This window comes from Streptomyces sp. NBC_01334, from assembly GCF_035983595.1.
GTDB lineage: Bacteria > Actinomycetota > Actinomycetes > Streptomycetales > Streptomycetaceae > Streptomyces > Streptomyces coriariae.
Window position 1 is genome coordinate 5,020,454 of record NZ_CP130718.1, and the last position, 25,840, is coordinate 5,046,293.

Consider the following 25,840-nt stretch of genomic DNA (forward strand, 5'->3'; position numbering starts at 1 on the left):
CGGCGCCCCGTCGGGAACCAAACGCCCTGCTCGTCCGTAAGGATGAAGCAGGGCGGTTCCTTTCCGACTCCGCCGACTGCTCCGATACTCGACCGCTCGACCACGACAACTCGGACGACTTACCTGGGGGAGCCCATGGACCAGGCGCCTGGCAGCCGGCAGGACGACGCGCAGAGCGGCCTGCCCGTCTGCTACCGGCACCCCGACCGGGAGACCGGCATTCGCTGCACCCGCTGCGAGCGCCCGATCTGCCCGGAGTGCATGGTCAGCGCCTCCGTCGGTTTCCAGTGCCCCACCTGCGTCCGCGAGGGCTCCGGTACGGGGCACGCGCCCAGTGCCTCGCAGCCCCGCACGCTGGCGGGAGGCGTCGTCACCGCCGACCCCCGGCTGCTCACCAAGATCCTCATCGGGATCAACGTGGCGGTGTTCCTCGCCGTGCAGGTGCGGTCCTCGTTGCTGGACAGCCTGGTGCTGATCGGCCAGTGGCCGCCGGCCCCCTTCAACCCGACGGAGGGGGTGGCCGAGGGCGAGTGGTACCGCATGGTCACCTCGATGTTCGCGCACGAGGCTCCCTGGCACCTCGCCTTCAACATGCTGGGCCTGTGGTGGCTCGGCGGCCCGCTGGAACAGGCGCTCGGCCGGGCCCGCTATCTGTCGCTCTACCTCGTGTCCGGTCTCGCGGGCAGCGCCCTGAGTTATCTGCTCGCCCCGCCGAACACCGCGATGCTGGGCGCCTCCGGCGCGATCTTCGGTCTGTTCGGCGCGACGGCCGTCCTCATGCGCCGACTGCGGCAGGACATGCGGCCGATCATCGTCCTGCTGGTGATCAACCTGGCCTTCACGTTCGGGTGGAGCGGCATCTCCTGGCAGGCGCACATCGGCGGTCTGGTCGCCGGGGTGGTGATCGGCATCGGGATGGTCCACGCCCCCCGCGAGCGCCGGGCCCTCGTCCAGTTCGGGACCTGCGCGTTGATGCTGGCCGTCGTCGTGGTGGTGACGCTCCTGAGGACCGTCCAGCTCACCTGAGCGCGCTGTTGTCCACAGTCTGTGTCGAATCTTGTGCACAACGTGCGGGAACAGCTGTGCCCCCTGCTATCGACCTGCGTTTGTGCAGGTCAGGCAGGGGGCGAACAGCCTTTCGAGTGAGGGTGACAGCCGGTAGTTACGTCACACCGGCGTCAACCTCCGATGAGTTATCCACAGATCGTCTTTCTTTTCCCCATGTGGAAAACTGCTGTGGATAACTCAGGGGATAGTCCTGGGGAGAGCTACTCGCCCCGCGCCGGCCCCGCTGCTGTCATCGCTACTTCCACTGCGTGGAGACGCCGAATCCGGCCGCGATGAACCCGAAGCCGACGACGATGTTCCAGTTGTCCAGCTTGTCGATGGGCAGCGAGCCGTCCGTGACGTAGAAGACCACGATCCAGGCGAGTCCGATGAGGAACATGGCCAGCATCACCGGCGCGACCCAGGCACGGCTGTTCAGCTTGATGGCGGTCGCCTGCTTCGCCGGGGGCGGCGTGTAGTCGGCCTTCTTGCGGATACGTGACTTCGGCACGAGGGTCTCTCCTGTCGATGCGCTGCGTGGCCGCGCAGGTGCTGGATCGGGCTCGGGGGCTGCGTGCCAGGGGACTGAAGGGCTCCCCCGGGCGTCCGTTAGCGTAGTGCTTCTACGGCGCCGAAGGAGATAAGGGTACGTTGAGCAATTCTGCCGACTCCCCCGGGACGGGTACAACGGGTTCCGACCCCGAGTCCGCCGGCGACTCCTCCTCGTCCGACCGCCGGGGTGGCTTCCGGCCCGTACGGGTGCTCACCGTGGGGGTCTTCGCCCTCGCGGGCCTCCTCTTCTTCACCAGTTTCAACACGGCCAAGGGCACCAACATCCGCACGGACGCCTCCCTGCTGAAGCTGTCCGACCTCATCCAGGAGCGCAGCCAGAAGAACGGCGAGCTGGACGAGACGAACGGGGCCCTGCGCGACGACGTGGAGTCGCTGGCCGAGGCCGACGACGGCAGCACCCAGGCCCAGGACGACAAGCTCGCGGGCCTGGAGAAGGACGCCGGGACCCAGAAGGTCAAGGGCAAGGCCATCACGGTCACCCTCAACGACGCCCCGCCGAACGCCACCGCCAAGCTCCCCGGCTATCCGGAGCCGCAGCCCGACTACCTGGTCATCCACCAGCAGGACCTCCAGGCCGTCGTGAACGCGCTCTGGCAGGGCGGTGCCCAGGGCATCAAGGTCATGGACCAGCGGCTGATCTCCACCAGCGCCGTGCGCTGTGTCGGCAACACCCTGATCCTCCAGGGCCGCGTCTACTCACCGCCGTACAAGATCCAGGCGGTCGGCGACCCGGATAAGCTTCAGCAGGCGCTCGCCGAAGCCCCGGCGATCCAGAACTACATGGTCTACGTGAACGTCTACGGGCTCGGCTGGAAAGTCACCGAGGACGGGGCGGTGACTCTGCCCGGCTACTCGGGCACAGTGGATCTGCACTACGCCAAGCCTGTGGAGTAGTGGAGCAGCGGCCGCCGGGGGGCGCCTGTGTCGGTGCGCGTGATCGTCAGGACGTTCAGCGAGCTGTGCATCACCGTCGGCACCGTCATCGTCCTCTTCGTCGTCTACGTGCTGTTCTGGACCGGTGTACAGGCCGACCGCGTCATGGGCGACCAGATCGACGACCTCCACGACCAGTGGGCACAGGGGACCGTGGCCCCCACCCCCGGAGCGAGCGCCACCGCGCAGTCGGCGCCGTACCGTGTCGGCAGGCCCTTCGCGGTGATGTACATCCCGCGTCTTGGTTTCACGTGGAACAAGCCGGTGCTCGAAGGCACGGCGACCGGCACCCTGAAGAAGGGGCTGGGGCACTACGCGGGCAGCGCGCGGCTCGGGCAGACCGGAAATTTCTCCGTCGCGGGTCACCGCCGTACCTATGGGGACCCTTTCAAGGACTTTCCCGAGCTCAGGCGGGGTGACGCGGTGGTCCTGACGGACGGGACGACCTGGTTCACGTATCGGATCGACAAAGGGCCTTACAAAACCGTGCCCTCGGACGTCGAGGTGATCGACGCTGTGCCACGTAAGTCGGGGTACACGCGTCCGGGCCGGTACCTGACGTTGACCACGTGCGATCCGGAATGGGGGCACAGTCACCGGCTGATCGTCTGGGCGCACCTGGACTCCACACAGCCCGTGGAGGCAGGCGAACCGAAGGCCCTGCGCCGTTAGTCTGGTGGCGTACGGCGTGAGTCAGGTGCCGTGATGCGACGGAAGGGACGGCATGTACGGCTGGATCTGGCGGCATCTGCCGGGAAACGCGTGGGTCAAGGCGCTGATCTCGATCATGCTGGTCGTGGCCGTGGTGTACGCGCTGTTCCAGTACGTCTTCCCGTGGGCCGAACCGCTGCTTCCCTTCAACGATGTGACGGTGGACAACCAGTGAGCGCGCGCATTCTCGTCGTCGACAACTACGACAGCTTCGTCTTCAACCTGGTCCAGTACCTGTACCAGCTGGGCGCCGAGTGCGAGGTCCTGCGCAACGACGAGGTCTCCACGGCCCACGCCCAGGACGGCTTCGACGGTGTGCTGCTCTCCCCCGGGCCCGGTACGCCCGAGGAGGCCGGCGTCTGCATCGAGATGGTCCGGCACTGCGCGGCCACCGGTGTCCCCGTCTTCGGCGTCTGCCTGGGCATGCAGTCGATGCAGGTGGCGTACGGCGGTGTCGTGGACCGGGCGCCGGAGCTGCTGCACGGCAAGACCTCGCTGGTGGAGCATGAAGGCCGGGGCGTCTTCGCCGGCCTGCCGACCCCCTTCACGGCGACCCGCTACCACTCGCTGGCCGCCGAGCCGGCCACGGTCCCGGCCGCACTCGAGGTCACGGCCCGTACGCACGACGGGATCATCATGGGCCTGCGCCACCGTGAACTGCCCGTCGAGGGCGTCCAGTTCCACCCCGAGTCGGTGCTGACCGAGCACGGGCACCGGATGCTGGCCAACTGGCTGGTGGAGTGCGGCGACCAGGGCGCGGTGGCGAGGTCGGCGGGGCTCGCCCCGGTGGTGGGCAGGGCCTCGGCGTGACCGCGCTGCGCCCCGAGCGCGAGGACTCGTACGGCACCGCGCCGTACGAGTCGTTCGGCGGTGATGCCTACGGAGCCGGTCCCTATGCCGGGGAGCCGTACCAGCCGCCGATCGACGAGGAGACGGTGGCGCTGCGGATACCGCCGGCGTCCATGTTCGGCGGCGGCCCCATATCCGCTTCTGGCGCCTCGGCGGCCTCTCCTGCCCCTGGAACCCCGGCGGGAGGTCGTGCGGCCCGCAGAAAGGCTGCCAAGGGCCGTCACGGCCGTCATGGGGGCCCGGGTGAGGTCTCCGAGTCGTACAACGGGGCCGACGCGCCAGCCCAGGACGAGCGGCCGCTGTCACGCGTCGAGGCGCGCCGTCGGCAGCGGGCCCGTAAGCCGAGCGCCGCGGTGGTCGTCAGCCGGGGGGTCGGCGAGGTGTTCATCACCACGGGCGTTCTGATGCTGCTCTTCGTCACCTACCAGCTGTGGTGGACGAACGTGCGGGCGCACGCGCAGGCGGACAAGGAGGCCAGCAGCCTCCAGGACGACTGGGCGAACGGGAAGGGTGCCCCCGGGGTGTTCTCGCCAGGGCAGGGCTTCGCGATCCTGCACATCCCGAAGCTGGACGTGGTGGTGCCGATCGCGGAGGGCGTCAGCAACAAGAAGGTGCTCGACAAGGGCATGGTCGGGCACTACGGCGAGAGCCCGCTGCAGACGGCGATGCCCGACGCGAAGACCGGCAACTTCGGGCTCGCGGGCCACCGCAACACGCACGGCGAGCCGTTCCGCTACATCAACCGGCTCCAGGCGGGCGACGACATCGTCGTCGAGACGCAGGACGAGTACTTCGTCTACAAGATGGCGTCCTCCCTGCCGGTGACCGCGCCGAGCAACACGAGCGTCCTCGACCCGGTGCCGGCGGAGTCCGGATTCACCGGGCCGGGCCGGTACATCACCCTCACCACCTGCACCCCGGAGTTCACCAGCAAGTACCGCCTGATCGTCTGGGGCAAGATGGTCGAGGAACGGCCGCGCAGCAAGGGAAAGCCGGATGCGCTCGTCGAGTAGGCGTGCAGTCGAGTAGGGGCAGATGAACGTGGCAGCGACCACCGGCGACACCGAGCACGAAGAGCACGCGCGCGTGGATGCGCCCGATCCCGCGCCGCGGCGCCGCGGTGGCGGCCGGATCGCGTTGGCCGTCAGCGTCTTCGGCGAACTCCTCATCACGGCCGGCCTGGTGCTCGGCCTCTTCGTCGTCTACTCCCTGTGGTGGACGAACGTCGTGGCCGACCGGCACGCGGACCGGCAGGGCGACAAGGTGCGCGACACCTGGGCCCGGCAGGACGGCGGTCCCGGGGCGCTCGACACCAAGGACGGCATCGGCTTCCTGCACGTGCCCGCGATGAGGAACGGCGAGGTGCTGGTCGAGAAGGGCACCTCGTCGAAGATCCTCAACGACGGCGTCGCCGGCTACTACACCGACCCCTTCAAGGCCGCTCTCCCGACGAGCGGCAAGGAGGGCAACTTCACGCTCGCCGCCCACCGCGACGGCCACGGTGCGAAGTTCCACAACATCGACAAGCTGGAGAAGGGCGACCCGATCGTCTTCGAGACGAAGGACGACTGGTACGTCTACAAGGTGTACGCGGTCCTCCCCGAGACCTCGAAGTACAACGTGGAGGTCCTCGGCCAGATCCCCAAGGAGTCCGGTAAGAAGAAGGCCGGCCACTACATCACCCTGACGACCTGCACGCCGGTCTACACGAGCCGCTACCGGTACGTCGTGTGGGGCGAGTTGGAGCGCGTGGAGAAGGTGGACGCTGACCGGACGCCGCCGAAGGAACTGGGCTGAAGTGACAGAGCCCTTCTTCAAGGGCTTTGTCGCCTAGCATGACGATGGCCCGAAGCCGCAACTTGCCTTTGCGGCTTCGGGCCATCTGCCTGGCTCCTGGTTACTCGAGAACCGCCAGGGCCGCCCCAGCGCTCCACTCCTCCAGCAGCCCCCGGTGCACGGCGGTGATGCCGGTCTCGGCGGCGATGTTGAGGGCATCACGCGTAAAGGGGCAGGTCGCTACGAACAGCGCCACCTCGGAGTCGTGCAGGACCTTGGCGGCCCCGAGGAACTTCTGGAGCTCGGGGCTGGTGATGGAGATGTGGGGTGCGAACCTCTTGCATTGGACGACGAGGCGTCGACCGTGGGCCGTGAGGGCGGTGATGTCGACTCCGCGGTCCCTTCCGCCGCCCTGCACGACGACATCGGTGCAGCCGTCGCGGCGCAGCAGTGTGGCGATGTGTTCCTCGAACTCGCGTCCGTTCATGGCGTCCATGGAAGCCATGACTCCGGCGAGGGGTCGATCGTCGCGTGGGGCTTCCAGCCGCTGCAGCCGGGCGTGGTGCTGCCGGAGCCGCTTTTCGACCTGCTGGACGCCTGCTCGGAGGGCGATCAGCTCCCGTTGATGCTCGCCTGCTGTTTCGATCAGGGCGTTGAACATGGGTACGACGGTCTGGCCGAGGATGTGGGTGATGCGCTGGTCGATGCGGTCGTCGAGGGACACGGAGTGCGAGGGGGCCGGGTTGTCCCCGGGCTGCGTCCGAGCCCGGTACTCCATGTCGAGGAGGTATGTGCGCACCTGACGGGCGATTTCACTGTCACGGAGGAGCATCGCGACGTTGAGGACCGCGCGACGGGAGTAGAGAGTGAGGCTGGACCGAGGCTGTGGATAACCCCCCGGATAGCGTGACAGGACGTCACGCTTAAATTCTGCCAGGTCAGGGCCCTGCAGGGTTGCCATTCCGTTGCCCGACAGCTCGTCGTGGTGTCGTGCTTTGAGCTGGCGGATGGCCTCGGCGGTGACGCCGAAGTACGCCGCCACCATCGCCGTGGTCACGTGCATCCCGTCCGGCAGCAGGGACAGTGCCTTCACCCTGTCGAGTACATCGGTGCGGTCGAGCGCGCTGTCGCGCAGGCTCTGGGATTCCAGCAGTGCCGATTCGTCGATCATGTCTGCCCCTCTGTTCTGGTCGGGCCGTGCGGCCAGGGCAGAGCTGTGACATGACACGCCACCCCAAGCGATCAACGAGTCAGCCGATATGAAGACACGATCGTTGTCGGCGTGGGCTCGGTCGGGTGAAGCAAAGGCGTGGGCCCCACCGGACGCATCCGATGGGGCCCACGCTCCTGCCATGTGCGGTCGACCGCCGCCGTGCGGTCCACCGCGGCGGTCAGCCTCCGGTGCCTCCGAAGAAGTTGACGCCGCCGTTGTTGCCGCCGTTGTTGTTGTCACCGTTCTTGAAGGCGACCAGGTTGACCGTCTGCCCCTTGTTGACGGTGCTGCCGGGGGCCGGGTCCGAGCTGATGACCTGGGCGTCGTCGTCCGAGTTGCCGGTGATGTTGCCGACGTTCAGACCCGCGTCCTGGAGCGCCTTCTTGGCGTCCTTGACGCTCAGGCCCTGGAGGTTGGACGGAACCTGGGTCTGGGTGCTCTTGCCGATCTGGATCTGGACCGTGGAGTCCTTGTCGGCCTGGGAGCCGATCGCCGGGACGGTCTGGATGACCTTGCCGACCTGGTTCTGGTCCTGGGTGTCGACCTCGACGCAGTTGCCCTTGAGGTCGTTCTGCTCCATCTGCGCCTTGGCCTCGTCGCAGCTCTTGTTGGAGACGTCCGGGACGGTGGCCTTCTCCTCGGCCTTGGCGATGGTGAGGGTGATGGTGGTGCCCTTCTCCACCTCCTTGCCGAGCTTCAGGCTCTGCTCCAGGACGGTGCCTTCCGCCTCGGTGGACACCTGCTGCTTGGTCTCGACGACGAGCCCGTACTGGTCGCCTTCCAGGAGCGCCTTGGCGTCTTCCAGGCTCTTGCCGAGAACACTCGGCACGGCCACCTTCGGAGCCCCGGTCGACACGACGAGGTTGACGGTGGAGTCCTTGTCGACCTTCGTCGCGGCCTTGGGGTCCTGGTCGCAGATCTTGCCCTTGGGCTGGTCCTCGCAGGCCTTCTGCGTGACCGTGCCCAGCTTGAGGTCGCTGTTGGTCAGCTGTTTCTCCGCGTCGGCCTGGACCTGGCCGAGCAGGTTGGGCACCGCCACCGACTCGTTGTTCACGCCGCCGCTGAACACCCACTTGCCGATCAGCACCGCGCCGACGAGCACCAGCACGGCGGCGACGACCAGCAGGATCGTGGAGGCGTTGGACTTCTTCTGGCGGCGCCGGTCGGGACGGTCGTCGTAGCCGTAGCCGCCGTCGTCCGGGTTCATGGGCGGCATCATCGACGTGGCCCCGGCGTCCGCGGAGCGCATGGCCGTGGTCGCCTGGTCGTCGCCGTAGCCGCCGTAGCCGACCGAGCCCATGGCCGCCGTCGCGCCGACCGGCTGGCCGTCGAGGCAGGCCTCGATGTCCAGGCGCATCTCGTCGGCGGACTGGTAGCGGTAGTTCGGGTCCTTGACCAGTGCCTTCAGGACGATGGCGTCCATCTCGGGGGTGATCTCGGGGTCGAAGACGCTCGGGGGCTGCGGTTCCTCGCGGACGTGCTGGTAGGCCACGGCCACCGGGGAGTCCCCGACGAACGGCGGGCGGACCGTCAGCAGCTCGTAGAGCAGGCAGCCCGACGAGTACAGGTCGGAGCGCGCGTCGACCTGCTCGCCCTTGGCCTGCTCCGGCGAGAGGTACTGGGCGGTGCCGATGACCGCGGACGTCTGGGTCATCGTCATCCCGGAGTCGCCCATGGCGCGGGCGATACCGAAGTCCATGACCTTGACCTGGCCGTTGCGCGTCAGCATGACGTTCGCGGGCTTGATGTCGCGGTGGACGATGCCGGCTCTGTGCGAGTACTCCAGGGCCTGGAGGATGCCGATGGTCATCTCCAGCGTCCGCTCCGGCAGCAGCTTGCGGCCGGAGTGGAGCAGCTCACGGAGTGTGGAGCCGTCGACGTACTCCATGACGATGTACGGGATCGAGACCCCGTCGATGTAGTCCTCGCCCGTGTCGTAGACCGCGACGATCGCGGGGTGGTTGAGCGAGGCGGCAGACTGGGCTTCCCGGCGGAACCGGGCCTGGAAGGAAGGGTCGCGCGCGAGGTCCGCGCGCAGCGTCTTCACCGCCACGGTGCGGCCGAGGCGGGTGTCATGCGCGAGATAGACCTCGGCCATGCCACCACGGCCGAGCACATGGCCCAGCTCGTACCGGCCGCCGAGGCGACGCGGCTCTTCCATAGCTACCTACCAGCCCTCTCCGTCGGTCCCGACCGGCACACGTGTGCGGCCGGAGGCTACCGTCCGGGCATACCGTACCCGGACGGCGCTGTGTGACCTGGCCAAGCCCGTCACCCGATACAGGACCGGTATCGCAACGTGCACCGATGTGTAGGCGACGTGATGGGGGTCACTTCTTGCTGTCGATGACTGCCTTCATCACGTCCCTTGCGATCGGGCCGGCGAGACCGCCGCCGGTGATGTCGCCGCGGTCGGCGGCGCCGTCCTCGACGACGACGGCGACGGCCACCGGCGCGCTGCCGTCGGACAGCTTCGCGTACGAGATGAACCAGGCGTACGGCTTCTCTTTGTTGTTGAGGCCGTGCTGGGCGGTACCGGTCTTGCCGCCGACGGTGACGCCGTCGATCTTGGCCTTGCCGCCGGTGCCCTGCTGGTCGTTGACGACCGACTCCATCATTTCCTGGAGCGCCTGCGCCGTCTTGGACGAGACGGCCTGGGACAGCTGCTGGGGCTCGGTCGTCTCCAGGGTGTCCAGGTTGGGGGCCTTGAGCTGGTCGACCATGTACGGCTTCATCAGCTTGCCGTCGTTGGCGACCGCCGAGGCGACCATGGCCATCTGGAGCGGGGTGGCGCGGTTGGAGCCCTGGCCGATGCCGTCCAGGGAGTTCTGCGGCCGGTTGTCCTCGGGGTAGATCGACTCGGCGGCGCGCACCGGGGTGTCCAGTTCGGCTTCGTTGAAGCCGAACTTGCCGGCCTGCTCGATCATCTTCTCGTTGCCGACGTTGTCGGCCATCTTCGCGAAGACGGTGTTGCAGGACACCGTGAGCGCGTAGCGCAGCGTGGCGTCCTCGCAGGCGCCGTGCTCGTTGGTGAGCTTGCTGGAGGACTGCGGCAGCGGGAACGGGTCCGGGGTGTCGGTCTTCTCGTCGACGCCGGAGACCTCGCCGTTCTCCAGCGCGGCGGCGGCCGTGACCACCTTGAACGTGGAGCCGGGCGGGTAGGTCTCGCGCAGCGCGCGGTTGAGCATCGGGTCGTCGGCGTCGTTCTTCTTCTGGACCGCGTTCCACGCCTCCTGGTCCGTGTCGGAGGACCCGGCGAACTTCGACGGGTCGTACGACGGCGTGGAGACCAGCGCCAGGATCTTGCCGGTGGACGGCTCGATCGCGGCGACCGCGCCCTTCTTGTCGCCCAGGCCCTTGTAGGCGGCCTTCTGCGCGGCGGCGTTGAGGGTGGTGACGACGCTGCCGCCCTCCTTCTCCTTGCCCGTGATCATGTCCAGGGTGTTGCGGAAGAAGAGCCGGTCGTCGTTGCCGCTGAGGATGCCGTCCTCGAGCTTCTCCAGCTGGTTGGCGCCGAAGGCCTGCGAGGAGTAGCCGGTGACCGGTGCCCACATCGCGCCGTTGGACCAGGTGCGCTTGTACTTGTAGTCGCCGGTGGTCTCGACCGAGCCGGTGATGGCCTTGCCCTCGACGATGATGTCGCCGCGCGGGGTCGAGTAGCGCGTGATGTTGACGCGACGGTTCTTGGTGTCGCTGGCGAGGCTGTCCGCCTTGACGTACTGCAGGTAGTTGTCGCGCAGCAGCAGGGTGAGGACCAGGAGGCCGCAGAAGATCGCGATCCGGCGCAGGGGCTTGTTCATGACGGGCGGACCACCTGGGTCATCTCGGCGTCGGGGTTCGAGGCGGGGGCGGGCGCGGGGCGGCGCGCGGTGTCGCTGATGCGGATCAGGATGCCGATCAGCGCCCAGTTGGCGATGACGGAGGAACCGCCGTAGGCCAGGAAGGGCATCGTCATACCGGTGAGCGGGATGAGGCCCATGACACCGCCGGCGACGACGAACACCTGGAGGGCGAAGGCGCCGGAGAGGCCGATGGCCAGCAGCTTGCCGAAGGGGTCGCGGGCGGCGAGGGCGGTGCGCACACCGCGCTCGACGATCAGGCCGTACAGCAGCAGCAGCGCCATGATGCCGGCCAGGCCGAGCTCCTCGCCGAAGGTGGCGAGGATGAAGTCGGAGTTGGCGGCGAACTTGATCAGCTCGGAGTGGCCCTGGCCCCAGCCGGTGCCGAGGGTGCCGCCGGAGCCGAACGCCCACAGGGCCTGCATGGCCTGCTCGGAGTGGCCGGCGACGCCGTCCTGGGAGAGCGTGTACTCCTTCATCGGGTCGAGCCAGGCCTGGACTCGCTGCTGGACGTGGCTCTCGAACTGGGCCACGCCGACCGCGCCGGCTGCGGACATCAGCATGCCGAAGACGATCCAGCTGGTCCGCTCGGTGGCGACGTACAGCATGATGACGAACATTCCGAAGAACAGCAGCGAGGTGCCGAGGTCCGTCTCGAAGACCAGGATCAGGATCGAGATGATCCAGACGACGATGATCGGGCCGAGGTCGCGGCCGCGCGGCAGGTACAGGCCGAGGACGCGGCGGCTGGCCAGGGCGAGCGCGTCGCGCTTCACCATCAGGTAGCCGGCGAAGAAGATCGCCAGCACGATCTTGGCGAACTCACCGGGCTGGATGGAGAAACCGGCCACCGAGATCCAGATCTTGGCGCCGTAGATGTTCTGCCCGAGGCCCGGCACGAGCGGCAGCAGCAGCAGGAAGATCGCGCCGACCATGGAGATGTAGGTGTAGCGCTGGAGGACGCGGTGGTCCTTGAGGAAGACCAGGACCACGACGAACAGGGCGATGCCCATCGCTGTGTACAGCAGCTGCCGTGGCGCGGCGGTACCGGCCTGTTCGATCCGCTGCAGCAGCTTGGACTGGTCGAGCCGCCAGATGGCGACGAGTCCGAGTCCGTTCAGCAGCGTGGCCACGGGCAGCAGCAGCGGGTCCGCGTACGGCGCGAACTTGCGCACGACGAGGTGCGCGACGCCGGCCAGCAGACCGAGGCCGAGGCCGTAGCTCAGGAGGCCGGACGGCACCTGCTCGTTGATGGCGAGGCCCACGTTGGCGTAGGCGAAGACCGGGATGGCGACGGCGAACACCAGCAGCGCGAGCTCGGTGTTGCGCCGGCTCGGTGTACCGATCGAGCCGATCGTGGACGTGTGGTGCGTCGGCGAGTTGGTAGTACTGCTCATCGTGTGACGGGGCCTCTCACGGCTTGCCTACTGCTCACCGCACCGCGAGACGACCTTCTGCTCTTCCTCCGAAAGGCTGGGGCCGGGGGTGGGAGTAGTGGTCGCGGGTGCGGACGGGGACGCGGTTGCCGAGGGGCTCGGCGATGCCTTGGACGTGACGGAGACGGGCGTGGTTCCCGTGGTGCCGCCGGCCTGGCCTTCGCCGGTCTTCGAACCGGTCTTGCTCGCCGTGGGGGTCCCGGCGTGCTTCTTGCATGCGGAGGCCTGGACGGCCAGCTCGTCGATCTTCTTCTGGGCGGTGGACAGGTTGCCCTCGGCGATCGTCGCCTCGACCAGCTTCTGCTGGTAGTCCGGGAGGTACTTGAGTTCGATCTCGGGGTGGTCCTTCTCCACCTTCGACAGCGACACCCATGCCAGGTCCTGGCTGATGCCCCGGTACAGCGCGACGTGCTCGTCCTTGGTGCCGACGTAGTACTGCGTCTGCGTCCAGCGCCAGCCGCCGTACAGGCCGCCGCCGATCACGGCGAGCGCGAGCACGCTGTAGAAGGATCTCTTCAGCCACCTACGGCCCTTGCGGGGTTTGACGAAGTCCTCGTCGGTGTAGTCGCCGAAGCCGTCGGTGGGGATGAAACCGGTGATGTCGCCGCCGGAGCCGGGCGGGCCGAACTCGCCGCCTCCGCCGCGTCCTTGCTGCCTGCGGCCGAGGCCGGAGGCGCGCCCTGCCGGGGTCTGCATGATGCCGTTGTCGTGCAGCTGGAGCTGGTTCTCGGCAACCGCGCCGACCACGACCGGGACGTCGGAGAGCTGCCCGGCGAGGGTGTCGCCGGTGTCCAGGTCGAGGACGTCGGCGACGATGACCGTGATGTTGTCGGGGCCGCCGCCGCGCAGGGCGAGCTGGATCAGCTCCTGCACGGTCTCCTGGGGGCCCTGGTAGCTGGCGAGGGTGTCCTCGAGCGTCTGGTGCGAGACGACGCCGGACAGTCCGTCGGAGCAGATCAGATAGCGGTCGCCGGCCCGGACCTCGCGGATCGACAGATCCGGCTCGACATGCTCACCGCTGCCCAGCGCCCGCATCAGCAGGGACCGTTGGGGGTGGGTGGTGGCCTCTTCCTCGGTGATGCGGCCCTCGTCGACGAGGCGTTGCACCCAGGTGTGGTCCTGCGTGATCTGGGTCAGCACGCCGTCCCGCAGCAGGTACGCGCGCGAGTCGCCGACGTGCACGAGCCCGAGGCGCTGGCCGGTCCACAGCAGGGCGGTCAGGGTGGTCCCCATGCCCTCGAGCTGGGGGTCCTCCTCGACCAGCGAGCGCAGCTGGTCGTTGGCACGCTGGACGGCGGTGCCGAGCGAGGTGAGGACGTCGGAGCCGGGGACGTCGTCGTCCAGGGCGACGATGGTGGAGATGGCCTCGGAGGAGGCGACCTCACCGGCGGCGGCGCCGCCCATGCCGTCGGCGATGGCGAGCAGGCGGGGACCGGCGTAACCGGAGTCCTCGTTGCCCTCCCGGATCATGCCCTTGTGCGATCCGGCGGCGAAACGCAGAGACAGACTCATGCGCACCTCGCCCGTCGGCCCCGGGTACAGCCGGTCGTGTCGAGCCACACTGCCCACCCTCCGGTCGGGAGCACGCCGGGGCCATGGGTGCCGGCCGCCGCCGCGTGCTCGCTCCGCTCGCACTCACTCATGATGTAGCACTACTTCCGCAGCTCGATGACGGTCTTGCCGATACGGATCGGCGCGCCCAGCGGGATCGGTGTGGGAGTCGTCAGCCGCGATCGGTCGAGGTACGTGCCGTTGGTGGAGCCCAGGTCCTCGACGATCCACTGGCCGTCGCGGTCCGGGTAGATCCTGGCATGACGGCTGGAGGCGTAGTCGTCGTCCAGCACGATCGTGCTGTCGTGCGCCCGGCCCAGAGTGATGGTCTGGCCCTGGAGCGCGACGGTCGTGCCGGTGAGGGTGCCCTCGGACACGACCAGCTTGGTAGGTGCGTTACGACGCGTGCGGCCGGCGGCGGCGGGCTGCTGGCGCTGCTGCGGGGGCGCCTGCTGGCGCTGTGCCTGCTGCGCCCGCCCTGCCTCCCGGCGCGACCCGCGCTGGGTGACACGCGTACCGAAGAGGTCGCTGCGGATGACCTGCACGGCCACGATGACGAACAGCCACAGTACGGCCAGAAAACCCAGCCGCATGACCGTGAGGGTCAGCTCTGACATTGCCCCCGCTTCACCCTTCGGCTTGCCGGTAAATGATGGTGGTGCTGCCCACGACGATCCGCGAGCCGTCGCGGAGCGTAGCGCGGGTGGTGTGCTGCCCGTCCACCACGATGCCGTTGGTGGAGCCGAGATCCTGGATAGTCGAGGGCGAACCGGTCCGGATCTCACAGTGCCGGCGGGAGACGCCGGGGTCGTCGATCCGTACGTCGGCCTCGGTGCTGCGGCCCATCACCAGTGTCCCGCGGGAGATCTGGTGGCGGGTGCCGTTGATCTCGATCCAGTGGCGGGCACGTGACCCGGGCTGCGGTGCCCCGGCCAGGCCGCCGGTCGCCGCACCGGGGCGCTGGGCGCTCGCGGCGGGCGGATAGCCGTAGCCGCCGGCGCGGGCGCCGGGCGGCGGAGCGGAAGGCATGGGCGGAGCGGCGGCGCCGGCTCCGGCCCCGGGGTAACCGGGCCCGCCGGATCCGCCGGGACGCTGTCGGCCGCCCGCGGGGGGCTGCTCAGGCGCCTGGCTGCTGGAGGAGGCGAGCGTACGGCTGCGCACCCGGTACAGGCCGGTGTCGAGGTCGTCCGCCTTCTCCAGGTTGACCTTGATCGGGCCCATGAAGGTGTAGCGCTGCTGCTTGGCGTAGTCGCGCACCATTCCGGCGAGCTCGTCGCCGAGCTGACCGGAGTAGGGGCTGAGCCGCTCGTAGTCCGGCGTGCTCAGTTCCACGATGAAGTCGTTGGGGACGACGGTCCGGTCCCGGTTCCAGATGGTCGCGTTGTTGTCGCACTCGCGCTGGAGCGCGCCGGCGATCTCCACGGGCTGGACCTCGGACTTGAACACTTTCGCGAAGGTGCCGTTGACCAGACCCTCGAGACGCTGCTCGAACTTCTTCAGGACTCCCATGGGGCACCTCCTCCGTAGTGGCTGCTGTCCCGTGCCGTGCTGCTTACCTGGTACTGCTTACTGATCGTATCCACGCGCCGGTGAATCGGCTGGTTCCCCCTGTCGGCCCCGTCGACGGTTGTCGACGCCCTCTTGCGCACCCGCTTCTGCCCAGGATCGTAGAGGTGGCCGAGGACCAGTGTCCCGCACCTGACTGTGGTCCTCGTCCGGCTCCTGGGGAGACGGCCGCCTTAGGTACGAGGTTGATACGTGAACCAGTCACCGCCGAGACGTACGGGGGCCGCCGACGGCCTCCCACCTGCTCCCTGCCCCCGCAGAAGGGATGTGAACGCACCCTGGCCCGCGTGCTAATGTTCTGCGTGTCGGAAGGCGCCAGGCCGAAAAGCCCACAAGCCCGAAGACACACCCAATGCGCGGGTGGCGGAATAGGCAGACGCGCTGGATTCAGGTTCCAGTGCCCGCAAGGGCGTGGGGGTTCAACTCCCCCCTCGCGCACAGCTGAAAGCCCCGCAGGTCTCAGACCTGCGGGGCTTTCGCGTATCCCGAAGGTGTGCCGTCCGGCCCGGACGTGTGTGTCCGGGCCATGGCTGCTCACCGTGTGTGAGGAACGTCTCAGGCCCGTGGGCGGTGGCGACCCGGGCGAGCCGCCGGTCGTCGGCGGGGCCTCATGAGGGTGTAGCGGGCTACACCGCGTTCACCCCGGGTGCGGCCTAGCGTTGGATGTATGGCGCAAACGATCCCGATGACGACGACGATCCGGCGGGCGGGACGAGCCACGGGCCGGCTGTTCGTCGCCGCGCTGATGGCTTTCGGCACCTGTCTCTTCGTCACCGTGCTGCTCATCGCCGCCATCGGCACGCTCGTGGTCGTCGGCGCGTGGATGCTGCCCGAGGCGGTGCTGCTGATCCGCCGGATCGCCGGGGCCAAGCGCCGTCAGGTCGCCGCCTGGACGGGCCGCGAGATCCCCGAGGCCTACGAGCCGCTCACCGGCACCCTGCGCGAGCGGCTGCGCACGGCCGTCCGCGACCCGGGCACCCTCGCCGACCTGCGCTGGATGGCCGCCCACTATGTCTACGGCTGGCTGGTGCTGCTCGCGCTGCCGCTGTGGCCGGTCGGTCTGGTCGTCGACGGGGTGTGGTGCGGGCTGCTGCGCCGGGACGCGGTCGTCCTGCCGTGGGTCGTCCGGCTCGCCGACGTCGAGGCGCGCTGGTCGGCGACCCTGCTCGAGCCGTCACCCAAGGCGCGCCTCGCCGCCCGGGTCCGGGCGCTGACCGAGACCCGCGCCGGCGCGATCGCCGCGCACGGTGCCGAGCTGCGTCGCATCGAGCGTGACCTGCACGACGGCGCCCAGGCCCGTCTGGTCGCCCTGTCCATGCGGATCGGGCTCGCCCAGCGGGCCTTCGACCGTGATCCGGACTCCGCGCGTAAGCTCATGGAAGACGCGCAGGACCAGGCCGAACAGGCGCTCACGGAACTGCGGCACGTCGTCCGCGGCATCCATCCGCCGATCCTCACCGACCGCGGCCTCACGGGAGCGGTGCGGGCCCTGGCCGCCGGCAGCGGGCTGGAGGTGACGGTGCGGGTGGAGGGACTCCTGGACAGCGGCGGTGGCAGTGGCGGTGGCGATGTTGACGGCGGTGGGGCGGCGGGCCCGAGCAGTGGGCCGGGTGGCGCTGCCGGTTCCCGTGGATACCGGGCGCCCGCCGCTGTGGAGGCGGCTGCCTACTTCGCGGTGGCGGAGGCGCTCACCAACGTCGTCAAGCACAGCGGGTCGCCGCGGGCGGTCGTCGAGCTGGTGCGGCTGCGGAACGGGCTGCGGGCGGTGGTGCGGGACGAGGGTCTCGGCGGCGCGGACGAGAGTGCGGGGTCCGGCTTGCTGGGGATCCGGCGCCGGGTCGCCGCGCTGGACGGCGTGGTGAACGTGGACAGTCCGGCCGGGGGGCCGACCACGATCGCTGTGGAGCTGCCCTGTGTGTGGTGAGACCGGCGTTACGTCGGGTGAGGTCGGTGCGCGGAGGGCGGTGCGCGGGGAGATGGGAGATGGGAGATGGGTGTGGGTGTTTTGGGCCGAGGGGCGTGTTTCACGTGAAACATTCCCGCTGTCGTGGAGCCGGTCTCGTGGAGCCGCCGTCGTGAAGCTGTCGCCTTCGGCGGGGGCGTGCGCCGGGTGGGCCGCCCCGCAGGGGTGGACGAGGGGTTTTCCCCAGGCGGGGTGTTGTCCACAGGGGCTGCCGTCGTCCCGTCGTCGGGCTGTACGGTCGGCACGAGTTGATGTTCGGCTCGTCGAGCCGACGGACGTACGTGTGCGGGGGAGGCGGTCATGGTGACCGAGGCCGGTGGCGCGGGGACAGAGACGGGTGGGGCACACAGGCTTCCCCGAGTGCGGGGCTTCGCCGAGTGGCCCACCGGGCGCCCCGCCACGGGACCGGAAGCCGGTGCGGTCCCCGGGTCGCCCCGGCCGGGCTCTCCCAAGGAGGCGGGCAAGGCTCTGCGTGGCCGGGTGCCTCGGTCGGCGCACGCCGCGTTCGACCTGGATCCCTCCCGGCCGGACGCGGTGGCGGCGGTCGAGGAGTCCAGCCGGGGCCGCATCCCGGAGCTGGCACCGATCCGGGTCGGCCGGATGGCGGCGACGCCGTTCGCGTTCCTCCGGGGCTCGGCCGGACTCATGGCGTACGACCTGGCCCGGACGGCCATGACCGGGATCCGTGCCCAGATCTGCGGTGACGCCCATGCCGCGAACTTCGGTCTGTACGGCGACGCGCGGGGCGGCCTGGTCATCGACCTGAACGACTTCGACGAGACCGTCGACGGCCCCTGGGAGTGGGACCTCAAGCGTCTGGCCGCCTCTCTGGTGCTCGCGGGCCGCGAGGCCGGCGCGGACGAGGACACCTGCCGCCGGGCGGCGCACGGCGCGGCCGGCTCCTACCGCCGCACCATGCGGCTCCTGGCGAAGCTCCCCGTGCTGGACGCGTGGAACGCCATCGCCGACGAGGAACTGGTCTCCCACACCGACGCGCACGACCTGCTGGGCACCCTGGAGCGGGTCTCGGAGAAGGCGCGGGCCAACACCAGTGGGCGGTTCGCGGCGAAGTCGACCGAGCCGACGGAGGACGGCGGCCGCCGCTTCGTCGACGCGGCGCCGGTGCTGCGCCGCGTCCCGGACGCGGAGGCCCACGCGGTGGCCGCGTCCCTGGAGCACTACCTGACCACCGTGTCCGAGGACCGCCACCCGCTGCTGGCCCGCCACGCGGTCCACGACGTCGCCTTCCGGATCGTCGGCACGGGCAGCGTGGGGACGAGGTCGTATGTGGTGCTGCTGCTCGACCACCGGGGAGAGCCGCTGATCCTCCAGGTGAAGGAGGCCCGCGCCTCCGCCCTGGTCCCGCATCTGCTGGCCGCCGGCTTCGAGGTGCCGGAGGTGGAGCACGAGGGACGCCGGGTGGTCATCGGCCAGAAGCGCATGCAGGTGGTCAGCGACATACTGCTGGGCTGGACGACGGTCGACGGACTCCCCTTCCAGGTACGGCAGTTCCGCAACCGCAAGGGCAGCGTCGACCCGGCCGCGCTCGCCGCCGACCAGGTCGACGACTACGGCCGGATGACCGGCGCGCTCCTCGCCCGCGCCCACTCCCACAGCGCCGACCCCCGCCTCATCGCCGGCTACTGCGGCAAGAACGAGGAAGTCGACGAGGCGATCGCCACCTTCGCCGTCGCCTACGCCGACCGCACCGAGGCGGATCACTCGGACCTGGTGGCGGCGGTACGGGCGGGGCGGATCCCGGCGGAGACGGGCGTGTGAGAGGCGGCCGGGCGGAATCGGAGCAGGGGGAGCCCCGGCAGGCGGAGACCGGGCAGGGCGACCCCTGCGGGATCGTCGGCCGGGTGGGTTCGGGGGAGCGTTGGCCTAGGCTGGTCGGGTGACGACCCCCGAAGCTGAGCAGCCCCGGCCCGAGGCACGGCTGGAGCAGGCCGTGCGGGCCGCCGAGCAGGCGTTGATCGAGTTCGAGATCGCGGTGGAGACCTTCCGCGTCGAGGTCGAGAACTTCTCGCGGCTCCACCATCAGAAACTCGGCCCGATGTACGCCCGCCTCGACGAACTGGACGCCCAGATCGCCGAGGCCAAGGCCGCCCGCACCGGTGATCCCGAGGACGAGCGCAAGGCCGCCGAGGCGCGGGCCAGGGTGATGCCGATGCCCGGGGTCGAGGAACTGTTCCACGGCTGGATGGACGGCGAAGGTCTCTTCCCCGAGGCCGAGGCGATGCTCACGGACCAGTCGGTCCGGCCCCCGCAGCGGGTGCGGCCCAGCGAGGAGGCCCGCAAGCTGTACCGCGAGCTGGCCCGCAAGGCGCACCCGGACCTGGCCCAGGAGGACGACGAGCGGGCCCGGCGCGAGGAGTTCATCACCCGCGTCAACGCGGCCTACGCCCGTGGCGAGGAAGCCCTGCTGCGCGAGCTGGCCGAGGAGTGGGCGGCCGGTCCGGCACCCGCGGAGCGGAGCCCGAGCCCCAGCGAGGAGCTCTACGCCCGTCTCGAGTGGCTCGCCCAGCGCAAGGAGATGCTCGCGCTGGTGGCCCGGGAACTGGAGGACAGCGCGATCGGCTCGATGCTCCGCATGGCGCCGGAGGATCCCGACCGGCTCCTGGACGAGATCGCCGACAAGCTCCTCGCGGACGTCGCCGCCCGTGAGGCGGAGCTGGCCGAGCTGGTGGGCTAGCGGACCGGTCGTGTCGTATGCCCGGTCGGGTAGCGTCGGGCGCATGAGTTTCGGAGCTGGTGTGCCCACGGTCGAGGTCGGCGACCTCAAGGACGACGACTTCCTGCTGGACGTCCGCGAGGACGACGAGTGGCAGGCGGGTCATGCCGAAGGGGCGCTGCACATCCCCATCAGCGAGTTCGTCGCCCGCTACGGTGAGCTCACCGAGGCGGCTCCGCAGGACGGTCGGGTCCATGTGATCTGCCGCTCCGGCGGCCGCTCGGCCCAGGTCACCATGTACCTCGTCCAGCAGGGCATCGACGCCGTGAACGTCGACGGCGGCATGCAGATCTGGGCCGCCGTGGGCCGCCCGGTCGTCACGGACGAGGGCAATCCGGGCTCCGTCCTGTAGGCGCCCGGAACGGCAGGTCGTCGGAACGACGGATCGTGCGACCGGCAGGTCGGGGGACTGGTGGGTCGGGGGACCTGCGGGTTCTTGGACCGGCGGTCGCCTCGTCGGGCCGGCGGGTTCGTGTTGCCGGGTCGGCCGGTGCGTCCTGCCGGGGTGGGCGTCAGCCGAGGGGGTGGGCGGCCAGTAGGTCGCCCAGGGCTTCCTCGTGTGCCGCGGCCGGGCCGAGCGACAGTTCCAGGTGCTTGGCCCAGGCGTGGTAGCGGTGCAGCGGGTAGTCGACGTCGGCGCCGAAGCCCCCGTGCAGATGCTGTGCGGTCTGCACGACCCGCCGTACGCCTTCCGAGGCCCAGATCTTGGCCACGGCGACGTCCCCCGAGGCCGGCAGCGCGCCAGGCGCCCCGGAGGCGATCCGCCACGCGGCCTGCCACAGCGTGACCTCCATCGCGCGCAGGTCGATGTAGCGGTCGGCGGCCTGCACGGCGACAGCCTGGAACGTCGCGATGGGGTGTCCGAACTGCTCCCGCTTGCCGGCGTAGTCGCCGGTCATCGCCAGGACGCGCTCGCCCAGACCGAGCGCCTGCGCGCAGGTCCCCGTGGTCAGCAGGGCGCGCAGCCACTCCCAGGCGCCGTCGGCGGTGATGACGTCCCGGTCGGCGATCCTCGCCGATTCGAGACGCAGTTCGCCGAGCCGCTCGCCGGTGGTGGAGATCTGCTCGGCGAGCACGACTCCTTCGTGCCCACGGGCGACTACGGCGAGGACGCTCCGGTCGTCCCCGGTGCGCGCCGGTACGACGACGAAGTCGGCGTCGTACGCCCACGGCACCACCGTCTGCACCCCGTCCAGCACCCACTCCCCGCCGCCCGGCTCCCCCGCGCCGCTCGCACCGTGTTCGTCACCCGCGCCGGTCGCGCCTGCCGTGTCGTTCTGCCGTGCGGTCACGGCGAGTTCGGCCGGATCGTGGCCGGTGCGGCCGTTCGCGGCGACGGTGAGGACGATCTCGCCCCGGCCTGCCCGGGTGAGCAGGGACGACTTCAACTCCGGTCCGCCGTAGGCCTGGAGGGCGGCTGTGGCCGCGCTGCTCTCCAGCAGCGGTACCCGTGCCAGCACCTTCGACGCCTCGCGCAGCACCAGACAGAGCGCGATCGCGTCGAGGCCGGCCCCGCCGAACTCCTCGTCCAGCAGCAGACTCAGCAGGTCCGCCGAGGCGAGCCTGGCCCACAGCTCGCGGTCGAAGTCGTCGGCCACGGGTCCCTGGGTGAGCGCGGGGCTCGGCACCGTGTCGGGGACGACCCCGGCGAACACCCCCCGCGCCGCCTCCGCCGCTGCCTGCTGCTCCTCGGTGAAGGTGAAGTCCACGGCCTGTCCTCCCGACGGGTCAGCTGATCTGACGGAGCGTCAAGATAGAACAGGTTCTAGAAGAAGGGAACGGTCGGTCCGAGGGGAACCGTCGGTCACCCCCTTGTCGCCCCTCCTCGCGCGCGCCTCACCGGTCGAAGTCCACCTCCACGGCCTCCGTCAGCGGATGCGACTGGCAGGCCAGCACATATCCGGAGTCGGTCTCCTCCGGTTCCAGCGCGAAGTTGCGGTCCATGCGCACCTCGCCGGAGACCAGGAAGGCCCGGCAGGTCCCGCACACCCCGCCCTTGCAGGCGTAGGGAGCGTCCGGCCGGTTGCGCAGCACCGTCTCCAGGACCGATTCCCCGTCCCGCACGGGCCAGCTGCCGCCCCGGCCGTCGAGCCGGGCGGTCACGGTGCTGTGGGCGGGAGCCGCCACGCGCGTCGGGGGCGTCGTGACCTCCACGTGGAAGATCTCCTCGTGGATCCGGGACCGCGCGACCCCGATCTCCCGCAGCGCCTGCTCCGCGCCCTGGACGAGGCCGAACGGCCCGCACAGGAACCACCCCGCCACCTCCGCCACCGGCAGCAGCGACGGCAGCAGCCCGGTCAGCCGCTCCCGGTCCAGCCGCCCGGACGGCAGCCCGGCCTGCTGCTCCTCCCGGGAGAGCACGGTGACCAGCTGGAACCGCTCGGGGTACCTGTCCTTGAGGTCGGCTACCTCCTCCAGGAACATCGTCGAGGCAGCCGTCCGGTCGCTGCGGATGAGGCAGAAGCGGGCCGCGGGCTCGCGGGCCAGCAGCGTCGAGACGATCGACAGCACCGGCGTGATCCCGCTGCCGCCGACGATCGCCGCGTACCGGCCGGGCGCGGGGGTGAGGGTGAACCGGCCGGCCGGCGTCATCACGTCCAGCTCGTCGCCGACGGCGATCTCCTTCAGCGCGTACGTCGAGAAGGCCCCGCCCTCGACCAGCCGCACGCCCACCCGCAGCGTGCCGGGCCCCGCACCGTCGGGACCGGGCGCGGGCGAGCAGATCGAGTACGTCCGCCTGACCTCGGTCCCGTCGACCACGCGGCGCAGGGCGAGATGCTGGCCGGGCGCGTGCCGGTACTCCTCGCGCAGCGCGTCGGGGACCGTGAGGGTGAGGGTGACGGAGTCGTCGGTGAGGTGGTCCACCGCGGCCACCTGGAGCGGGTGGAAGCGGGCCATCACAACTCCTTGAAGTGGTCGAAGGGTTCACGGCAGGCGAGGCAGCGTCGCAGCGCCTTGCAGGCGGTGGAGGAGAAGCGGCTGAGCAGCTCGGTGTCGGCGGAGCCGCAGTGCGGGCAGAGGATCGGCTCCAGGGCCGCGCCCATGTCCGCGTCCCGGGTCCGGGTGGGGCCCAGGCTGACGCCGACCGGTTCGGCCGCCTTGCGCACGCGTGGCGGTGCGATGCCGAACTCCCGGAGTTTGCGTCGCCCTTCGGCGGAGATGTCGTCGGTCGACCAGGCGGGGGACAGTACCGTGCGCACGGTGACCTCGCGGACCCCGTGTGCGTGCAGCGCCCGTTCGATGTCCAGGGACATCGCCTCCACCGCCGGACAGCCGGTGTAGGTGGGGGTCAGCTCGACGTCGACGGTGTCCGCGTCGCGTACGTGCACCGCGCGCAGCACGCCGAGTTCCCGGAGGGTGACCACGGGCAGTTCGGGGTCGAGCACCGAGCCGGCGACCTCGAGGAGTTCCGCCTCCAGCGGGGTGAGCGTCACCATGACGCACCCGGGTGACTGCGGTGCAGGTGCTGCATCTCGGCGAGCATCCGGCCGAAGGACTCGGTGTGCAGGCCCTCGCGGCCCGCGCCGGCGCGCCAGGCTCCGGTGCGCGATCCCTCGGGCACGGCCAGGCCGGCCCGCTCCAGCACGCTGCGCACCGACTCCAGCCAGGCCGAGTCCAGCTCCGACCGGTCGAGGTCGAGGCCGTCCAGGGGGGCGAACATCTCCCCGGTGAACCGCCACAGTGCCGTGCAGGCCCGCTGCATCCGCTCGTGGCTCTCCTCGGTGCCGTCGCCGAGCCGCAGCGTCCACTGTTCGGCGTGGTCGCGGTGGTAGGCGACCTCCTTGACGGCCTTCGCCGCCAGTCCCGCGAACGGGCCCTCCACGGCTGCCAGCCGTGCGTACAGCAGATGCTGGTAGGTGGAGAAGTACAGCTGGCGGGCGATGGTGTGGGCGAAGTCGCCGCCTGGCTGCTCGACCAACTGGAGGTTGCGGAAGGCGCGTTCCTCGCGCAGGTACGCCAACTCGTCCTCGTCGCCTGCCATCGACAGCAGGATCCGGGCCTGGCCCAGCAGGTCGAGGGCGATGTTGCCGAGGGCGACCTCCTCCTCGAGCACGGGCGCGTGGCCCATCCACTCCCCCAGGCGGTGGGAGAGCACCAGGGCGTCGTCGCCGAGGGCGAGGGCGGCGGTGTGGGTGTGCGTCGTCGTGGTCACAGGTGCTTCACCCCTTCCGGGATCTCGTAGAACGTCGGGTGCCGGTAGGGCTTGTCGGCGGCCGGTTCGAAGAAGGGGTCCTTCTCGTCCGGCGAGGAGGCCGTGATCGAGGAGGACGGCACGACCCAGATCGAGACGCCCTCACCGCGCCGGGTGTACAGGTCGCGCGCGTTGCGCAGGGCGAACTCGGCGTCCGGCGCGTGCAGGCTGCCGGCGTGGGTGTGGGAGAGGCCGCGCCGGGAGCGCACGAAGACCTCCCACAGGGGCCAGTCGGTGTTCGTCATGCCTGCTCCACTTCCGTCCCAGAGCTGTGCTTGGCCGCGTAGGCGGCGGCCGCATCCCGTACCCACGCGCCCTCTTCGTGTGCGCGCCTGCGTTGTGTTATCCGCTGCTCGTTGCAGGGGCCGTTGCCCTTGAGGACCTCCTTGAACTCGGTCCAGTCGATGGCTCCGAAGTCGTGGTGCCCCCGCTCCTCGTTCCACTTCAGGTCCGGGTCGGGCAGCGTGAGGCCGAGCGAGGCCGCCTGGGGGACGCAGATGTCGACGAAGCGCCGGCGCAGTTCGTCGTTCGAGTGGCGCTTGATCTTCCAGGCCATCGACTGCGCGGAGTGCGCGGACTCGTCGTCGGGCGGGCCGAACATCATCAGTGACGGCCACCACCAGCGGTCCACCGCGTCCTGCGCCATGGCGTGCTGCTCCGGGGTGCCCCGGCTGAGGGCCAGCAGCAGCTCGTACCCCTGGCGCTGGTGGAAGGACTCCTCCTTGCAGACGCGGACCATCGCGCGGGCGTACGGGCCGTAGGAGCAGCGGCACAGGGGCACCTGGTTGGTGATCGCGGCGCCGTCCACCAGCCAGCCGATCGCGCCGACGTCGGCCCAGGTCAGCGTGGGGTAGTTGAAGATCGAGGAGTACTTCTGGCGGCCGGAGTGGAGCTTGTCGAGCAGTTCCTCACGGCTGGCGCCGAGGGTTTCGGCGGCGCTGTACAGATAGAGCCCGTGGCCCGCCTCGTCCTGGACCTTCGCCATGAGGATGGCCTTGCGGCGCAGGGAGGGCGCGCGGGTGATCCAGTTGGCCTCCGGCTGCATGCCGATGATCTCGGAGTGGGCATGCTGGGCGATCTGGCGCACCAGCGTCGCGCGGTAGGCGTCGGGCATCCAGTCGCGTGGCTCGATGCGTTCGTCGGCGGCCACGGTGGCGTCGAAGGCGCGCGTGTACGCCTCGTCGGCGCCGGCTCCGCCGTCCTGCCCGGTGTGCGGCTGTGTGCGGGCCGTCTGGTGCGCGGCTGCTGTCGCCATGCGGTCCCCCTTGACCTCGGGCCTCGGCTCGGCGCCTTGGCCTCGGCTCTGCCGAGCCTTCTCCCGACCGATCGTTCGGTCCGTGCGATTCCATGGTGGGACGGCCGTCGTAAGGTGTCAACCGCTGTGGATAACCTGCGGGCCTCCCCTGTGGACAACCTGCCCCGGGCCTTCCCGGCCCGGGTGTCGCGGGGAGGGGGCT

General features: G+C 70.0%; 25 protein-coding genes and 1 tRNA gene. 12 read left to right on the forward strand and 14 right to left on the reverse strand.

The features are described 5' to 3' along the window. Positions 1 to 135 precede the first annotated feature (135 nt). Positions 136 to 1,026 (forward strand): rhomboid family intramembrane serine protease, encoded by an 891-nt coding sequence (locus tag OG736_RS22505; protein ID WP_327184033.1) that lies wholly within the window; start codon positions 136 to 138, stop codon positions 1,024 to 1,026. Between the two features lie 277 nt (positions 1,027 to 1,303). Here OG736_RS22505 and crgA read toward each other — a convergent pair whose 3' ends face one another. Continuing rightward, positions 1,304 to 1,558 carry a cell division protein CrgA gene (crgA, locus tag OG736_RS22510; RefSeq protein ID WP_054242100.1) on the reverse strand — a complete coding sequence of 85 codons (255 nt, stop codon included), beginning with the start codon at positions 1,556 to 1,558 and terminating at the stop codon, positions 1,304 to 1,306. Between the two features lie 140 nt (positions 1,559 to 1,698). On the opposite strand from crgA, the gene OG736_RS22515 reads away from it, so the two are divergent. Genes OG736_RS22515 through OG736_RS22540 form a run of 6 tightly spaced genes read left to right on the forward strand, consistent with a single transcriptional unit; the run spans position 1,699 to position 5,910 of the window. Next, positions 1,699 to 2,514: a DUF881 domain-containing protein gene (locus tag OG736_RS22515; protein ID WP_327184034.1), complete on the forward strand. Its 816-nt coding sequence runs from the start codon at positions 1,699 to 1,701 to the stop codon at positions 2,512 to 2,514. A 33-nt stretch (positions 2,515 to 2,547) separates the two neighbouring features. Then, complete coding sequence (locus OG736_RS22520; RefSeq protein WP_327187680.1) at positions 2,548 to 3,225, forward strand: class E sortase; 678 nt, start codon at positions 2,548 to 2,550, stop codon at positions 3,223 to 3,225. 52 nt (positions 3,226 to 3,277) lie between these two features. Next, complete coding sequence (locus OG736_RS22525) at positions 3,278 to 3,439, forward strand: hypothetical protein (protein ID WP_020130626.1); 162 nt, start codon at positions 3,278 to 3,280, stop codon at positions 3,437 to 3,439. Further along, complete coding sequence (locus OG736_RS22530; RefSeq protein WP_020130625.1) at positions 3,436 to 4,074, forward strand: aminodeoxychorismate/anthranilate synthase component II; 639 nt, start codon at positions 3,436 to 3,438, stop codon at positions 4,072 to 4,074. Before OG736_RS22525 ends, OG736_RS22530 begins: the two co-directional genes overlap by 4 nt. Continuing rightward, on the forward strand, positions 4,071 to 5,126 hold the full coding sequence (locus OG736_RS22535; RefSeq protein ID WP_327184035.1) for a class E sortase: 1,056 nt from the start codon (positions 4,071 to 4,073) through the stop codon (positions 5,124 to 5,126). The genes OG736_RS22530 and OG736_RS22535 overlap by 4 nt, the downstream gene beginning before the upstream one ends. Positions 5,127 to 5,148: 22 nt before the next feature. Beyond that, positions 5,149 to 5,910 carry a class E sortase gene (locus OG736_RS22540; RefSeq protein WP_327184036.1) on the forward strand — a complete coding sequence of 254 codons (762 nt, stop codon included), beginning with the start codon at positions 5,149 to 5,151 and terminating at the stop codon, positions 5,908 to 5,910. 100 nt (positions 5,911 to 6,010) lie between these two features. Here the strand turns inward: OG736_RS22540 and OG736_RS22545 are convergent, their stop codons facing one another. The 7 genes from OG736_RS22545 to OG736_RS22575 all read right to left on the reverse strand — a co-directional run bounded on the left by OG736_RS22545 (position 6,011) and on the right by OG736_RS22575 (position 15,437). Beyond that, the gene (locus tag OG736_RS22545; RefSeq protein ID WP_327184037.1) at positions 6,011 to 7,060 is read right to left on the reverse strand and encodes a restriction endonuclease; all 1,050 of its coding nucleotides are present in this window, start codon (positions 7,058 to 7,060) and stop codon (positions 6,011 to 6,013) included. A 220-nt stretch (positions 7,061 to 7,280) separates the two neighbouring features. Then, on the reverse strand, positions 7,281 to 9,263 hold the full coding sequence (gene pknB, locus OG736_RS22550; RefSeq protein ID WP_327184038.1) for a Stk1 family PASTA domain-containing Ser/Thr kinase: 1,983 nt from the start codon (positions 9,261 to 9,263) through the stop codon (positions 7,281 to 7,283). A gap of 169 nt (positions 9,264 to 9,432) precedes the next feature. Next, positions 9,433 to 10,902, reverse strand: a complete 1,470-nt coding sequence (locus tag OG736_RS22555) for a peptidoglycan D,D-transpeptidase FtsI family protein (RefSeq protein WP_327184039.1) — start codon at positions 10,900 to 10,902, stop codon at positions 9,433 to 9,435. Further along, positions 10,899 to 12,338, reverse strand: a complete 1,440-nt coding sequence (locus OG736_RS22560; RefSeq protein WP_327184040.1) for an FtsW/RodA/SpoVE family cell cycle protein — start codon at positions 12,336 to 12,338, stop codon at positions 10,899 to 10,901. The genes OG736_RS22555 and OG736_RS22560 overlap by 4 nt, the downstream gene beginning before the upstream one ends. A gap of 27 nt (positions 12,339 to 12,365) precedes the next feature. Continuing rightward, a complete protein-coding gene (locus OG736_RS22565; RefSeq protein ID WP_327184041.1) occupies positions 12,366 to 13,889 on the reverse strand; it encodes a Stp1/IreP family PP2C-type Ser/Thr phosphatase in 1,524 nt (507 codons plus the stop codon). A 140-nt stretch (positions 13,890 to 14,029) separates the two neighbouring features. After that, entirely contained in the window at positions 14,030 to 14,545 is a 516-nt protein-coding gene (locus OG736_RS22570; protein ID WP_020130618.1) for an FHA domain-containing protein FhaB/FipA, read from the reverse strand. Positions 14,546 to 14,555: 10 nt separating this feature from the next. Continuing rightward, a complete protein-coding gene (locus OG736_RS22575; RefSeq protein ID WP_327184042.1) occupies positions 14,556 to 15,437 on the reverse strand; it encodes an FHA domain-containing protein in 882 nt (293 codons plus the stop codon). 411 nt (positions 15,438 to 15,848) lie between these two features. On the opposite strand from OG736_RS22575, the gene OG736_RS22580 reads away from it, so the two are divergent. The 5 genes from OG736_RS22580 to OG736_RS22600 all read left to right on the forward strand — a co-directional run bounded on the left by OG736_RS22580 (position 15,849) and on the right by OG736_RS22600 (position 20,543). Further along, positions 15,849 to 15,932: transfer RNA gene (locus OG736_RS22580), tRNA-Leu, on the forward strand. Between the two features lie 247 nt (positions 15,933 to 16,179). Further along, on the forward strand, positions 16,180 to 17,418 hold the full coding sequence (locus tag OG736_RS22585; protein ID WP_327187681.1) for a sensor histidine kinase: 1,239 nt from the start codon (positions 16,180 to 16,182) through the stop codon (positions 17,416 to 17,418). 339 nt (positions 17,419 to 17,757) lie between these two features. Then, positions 17,758 to 19,236, forward strand: a complete 1,479-nt coding sequence (locus tag OG736_RS22590) for a DUF2252 domain-containing protein (RefSeq protein ID WP_327184043.1) — start codon at positions 17,758 to 17,760, stop codon at positions 19,234 to 19,236. Positions 19,237 to 19,354: 118 nt separating this feature from the next. Then, positions 19,355 to 20,152: a J domain-containing protein gene (locus tag OG736_RS22595; RefSeq protein ID WP_327184044.1), complete on the forward strand. Its 798-nt coding sequence runs from the start codon at positions 19,355 to 19,357 to the stop codon at positions 20,150 to 20,152. A 61-nt stretch (positions 20,153 to 20,213) separates the two neighbouring features. Then, positions 20,214 to 20,543 (forward strand): rhodanese-like domain-containing protein, encoded by a 330-nt coding sequence (locus OG736_RS22600; RefSeq protein WP_327187682.1) that lies wholly within the window; start codon positions 20,214 to 20,216, stop codon positions 20,541 to 20,543. Between the two features lie 160 nt (positions 20,544 to 20,703). Here OG736_RS22600 and OG736_RS22605 read toward each other — a convergent pair whose 3' ends face one another. From OG736_RS22605 to paaA, 6 genes are all read right to left on the reverse strand, one after another. Beyond that, positions 20,704 to 21,900 carry an acyl-CoA dehydrogenase family protein gene (locus tag OG736_RS22605; RefSeq protein WP_327184045.1) on the reverse strand — a complete coding sequence of 399 codons (1,197 nt, stop codon included), beginning with the start codon at positions 21,898 to 21,900 and terminating at the stop codon, positions 20,704 to 20,706. Positions 21,901 to 22,027: 127 nt separating this feature from the next. Beyond that, a complete protein-coding gene (locus OG736_RS22610; protein WP_327184046.1) occupies positions 22,028 to 23,089 on the reverse strand; it encodes a 2Fe-2S iron-sulfur cluster-binding protein in 1,062 nt (353 codons plus the stop codon). Continuing rightward, positions 23,089 to 23,628, reverse strand: a complete 540-nt coding sequence (gene paaD, locus OG736_RS22615; RefSeq protein ID WP_327184047.1) for a 1,2-phenylacetyl-CoA epoxidase subunit PaaD — start codon at positions 23,626 to 23,628, stop codon at positions 23,089 to 23,091. The genes OG736_RS22610 and paaD overlap by 1 nt, the downstream gene beginning before the upstream one ends. Then, positions 23,622 to 24,344 carry a 1,2-phenylacetyl-CoA epoxidase subunit PaaC gene (gene paaC / locus OG736_RS22620; protein WP_327184048.1) on the reverse strand — a complete coding sequence of 241 codons (723 nt, stop codon included), beginning with the start codon at positions 24,342 to 24,344 and terminating at the stop codon, positions 23,622 to 23,624. The genes paaD and paaC overlap by 7 nt, the downstream gene beginning before the upstream one ends. Then, positions 24,341 to 24,628 (reverse strand): 1,2-phenylacetyl-CoA epoxidase subunit PaaB, encoded by a 288-nt coding sequence (gene paaB, locus OG736_RS22625; protein ID WP_266798034.1) that lies wholly within the window; start codon positions 24,626 to 24,628, stop codon positions 24,341 to 24,343. Before paaB ends, paaC begins: the two co-directional genes overlap by 4 nt. Continuing rightward, complete coding sequence (paaA, locus tag OG736_RS22630) at positions 24,625 to 25,638, reverse strand: 1,2-phenylacetyl-CoA epoxidase subunit PaaA (RefSeq protein ID WP_327184049.1); 1,014 nt, start codon at positions 25,636 to 25,638, stop codon at positions 24,625 to 24,627. Before paaA ends, paaB begins: the two co-directional genes overlap by 4 nt. Positions 25,639 to 25,840 lie beyond the last annotated feature (202 nt).